Consider the following 3199-nt stretch of genomic DNA (forward strand, 5'->3'; position numbering starts at 1 on the left):
TACTCATTAGTAATACCAGCCCTATGAAAACTTTTTCAAGAGTTTTATAGCTTCCGGAGAAAAGCAAAAGAAAAGCGATAAAACCTATGAGCAGGCTCCACAGATTGAGCTGGAAACTACCCAGTTGCAAACTTTGATCTCCAAAGATCGCCTGGGCGCCAAGAACGGCTCCGGTGATATTTCCGGCTTCGTAAGCAGCGTTGCCTATCACTATGGCCGAGAAGATGAGAATGATCGCGAAAACCTTTAAAAAAGGTCTTTTGATCTCTTCGCGAATCACTTCGCTAAGACCTTTCTGCGATACCACTCCCAACCGGGCTGACATTTCCTGTAAAATGATACAGGAAAAAACAGAAAGCAAAAGCGCCCATAAAAGGCTGTAACCAAATTCCACCCCTGCCAGGGTGCAGACCGTCACCGTTCCCGGCCCAATAAATGCTGCCGAGACCAGGATACCCGGCCCTAAATTCTTTAAAAAATTTCTCACAAGCCCTTGCGGGATTCGTTGAGTGCGTAGATGGCAAAACTACCTAACCAGTGTCCGCCTTCGTAGCTGTCGCCTACCAAATTCGGAAAGGAATAAGCAACGTGGCTATCGGCAAGGCCCTTTAAATGTCCGAAATCCTCAGGGTATTTATTGGCGAGGCCATAAAAAACCCAGGCTCTACTAAAATTAAGACCGTCCAGATGCACCAGTTTTCCGTCAGTGCGATCTGAAACTACGCCTACTTCAATATCAAAATCTTCCTCTTTTAGTTCAGGCATAAAATCGTCTATCCACATCATAAAAGCATTTTTAGGGAGCACTCTCAGCATGATATTAACTTCTTCAAGACAGGGAGAGAGAAAATCGAAACCACCCGGCTCCCAGGTAACAGGGCAATCATCATCGCCGAGGTAAAATTCCTTGGCCCGCTTCGAGATAAGTTTTTGAAACTCCTCATTTTCAGTTTTAACCGCATAGTCCCAGGCGTAAGAAAGACCAAAGGCAGTGTTCTCGTGTTCCCCAACCCTAATAGGATAATTGAGTTTCGGTAGAAATTCCATATAACGCTCTACTATGAGATCGGTTAAAGGCTGGAGGTTTTCATCAAGTTCTTCGGCCAGTGGGTCATCCCAGGTTTTTAGTTCCTCTGCCAGCTTGAGCAACCAGGCCCAACCATAGGTGCGCTCATAAGAATCGCTTTGTTCTCTTTTGAAATATTCCAGTTCTCCCTGAATATTTTCTTCGGAAAGGCTTTTTTTAAGCATTTCCCTTATTTCATCACTTTTTTCGAGCTTCGGGAATTGTTTAAGTAGGCTTACCAGCGACCAATGCCCATGCACCGAGGAATGCCAGTCAAAACAGCCATAAAATGCCGGATGCAACTCTTTGGGTTCTCCCATTGCCGCTTTATTTTCCAGGGTTTGACCCAATTTATTGGGATATTCAGTTTCAATACAGTTCAAAGGAAGTTCAGCCAGTTTATTTGCTTCTTCGAGATCAAATTCTATACTTTCACTGAGTAAAGCGTCGGTAATGTTAGGGGTTTCTATAGTATCAGCTTCCTCTGTTGAAATTGATTCTGAGGTCTCATTGTTTTTACAGCCGGAAATGATTATTAAGAGAAGCAGGATAATTCGTTTCATTGGTCTTTGGGTTGTGAGCTAGTAAAGATAAAAGTTTATAGATAATACCTTTAAAATTTTGCATTCATTTATAATTTAGAAACTTAGCCCAGCCACCCGTCCCGGTCCAGACTTCTATACTGAATAGCTTCACTGATGTGGTTGGCGGCAATATTTTCAGACTGTTCCAAATCGGCGATACTGCGGGAAACTTTTAAAATACGATCATAGGCCCTGGCAGAAAGGTTGAGTCTTTCCATTGCCGTTTTCAGAAGTTGTTTGGAAGCTTCATCAAGATCACAGAACTCACGTATCTGTTTTACGCTCATTTGGGCATTATAATGCACGTTAGAATTTTCTTTAAATCGCAGCGTCTGAATCTCGCGTGCGGCCGTAACCCTTTTTCTTATATCGACACTACTTTCTCCCTTGCGTTCTTCGCTGAGTTTCTCAAAAGGCACCGGTGTAACTTCAATATGAATATCAATACGGTCCAGCAAAGGACCACTGATTTTACTGAGATAGCGCTGCATTTCGGCAGGACTGGAAGTTACCGGAGAGCCAGGGTCATTGAAATAACCGCTGGGACTTGGATTCATGCTGGCCACCAGCATGAAGCTTGAGGGATAAGTTACCGTAAATTTAGCACGGGAAATAGTAACCTCACGATCCTCCAGAGGCTGACGCATCACTTCAAGTACGCCGCGTTTAAATTCGGGAAGTTCATCCAGAAATAGAACTCCGTTATGTGACAAAGAGATTTCCCCCGGTTGGGGATACGCCCCGCCGCCAACAAGCGCAACATCTGAAATCGTATGATGGGGGCTCCTGAAAGGTCGCTGTGACATCAGGCCTACATTTTCCCTTATCCTACCAACTACACTGTGAATTTTAGTGGTTTCCAATGCTTCATGCAAGGTCATAGGAGGAAGAATACTGGGAAGGCGTTTTGCCAGCATGGTTTTTCCGGCTCCCGGCGGACCTATGAGAATAATATTATGCCCCCCGGCTGCGGCTATTTCCATGCAGCGCTTAATAGACTCCTGACCTTTGACATCGGCGAAATCGTGCTCGGGATTATCCAGGCTTTTATAAAATTCTTCCCTGGTATCTATTATGGTTTTTTCGAGAGGTTCATCTTTATCAAAATACCTGATCACCTCCATAATATTATCCACTCCATAAATATCCAGACCGTTCACTACGGCAGCTTCCTTTGCATTCTGTTTAGGGAGAATAAATCCTTTAAAGCCTTCTTCACGAGCTTTTATGGCAATGGGAAGGGCACCTTTGATGGGTTGCAGACTCCCGTCGAGGGAAAGTTCCCCCATTATTATATAATCAGAAATATTTTCTCCTTTGATTTGCCCTGAAGCGGTAAGAATTCCCAGGGCAAAGGTAAGGTCGTAGGCCGAGCCTTCCTTCCGAAGATCGGCCGGAGCCATATTTACTATAATTTTTTTACCCGGAAATTTATATCCGGTATTCTGTAGGGCAGCAGTTATACGGTAACTACTTTCTTTAACCGCGTTATCAGGTAAACCAACCAGGTGATAACCAATGCCGGTAGCCACATTTACCTCAATAGTAA

Annotated in this window: 3 protein-coding genes; all 3 read right to left on the bottom strand. The window is 44.1% G+C overall.

All coding sequences use genetic code 11. The features are described from left to right. Positions 1–487, bottom strand: a 487-nt coding sequence (locus tag ACESK1_RS08870; protein WP_372919830.1) for an Nramp family divalent metal transporter, incomplete at its 3' end; no start/stop codon positions are given. Beyond that, positions 484–1629 (bottom strand): DUF2891 domain-containing protein, encoded by a 1146-nt coding sequence (locus tag ACESK1_RS08875; protein WP_372919831.1) that lies wholly within the window; start codon positions 1627–1629, stop codon positions 484–486. The genes ACESK1_RS08870 and ACESK1_RS08875, both read right to left, overlap by 4 nt. A gap of 83 nt (positions 1630–1712) precedes the next feature. Beyond that, on the bottom strand, positions 1713–3199 hold a 1487-nt coding region (locus ACESK1_RS08880; protein WP_372919832.1), incomplete at its 5' end, for a YifB family Mg chelatase-like AAA ATPase.

The organism is Salegentibacter sp. (genome assembly GCF_041642575.1).
Taxonomy (GTDB): domain Bacteria; phylum Bacteroidota; class Bacteroidia; order Flavobacteriales; family Flavobacteriaceae; genus Salegentibacter.

Coding starts and splice junctions, on each gene's coding strand:
- ACESK1_RS08875 (WP_372919831.1), bottom strand. CDS start 1,629: ATGAAACGAATTATCCTGCTTCTCTTAATAATCATTTCCGGCTGTAAA.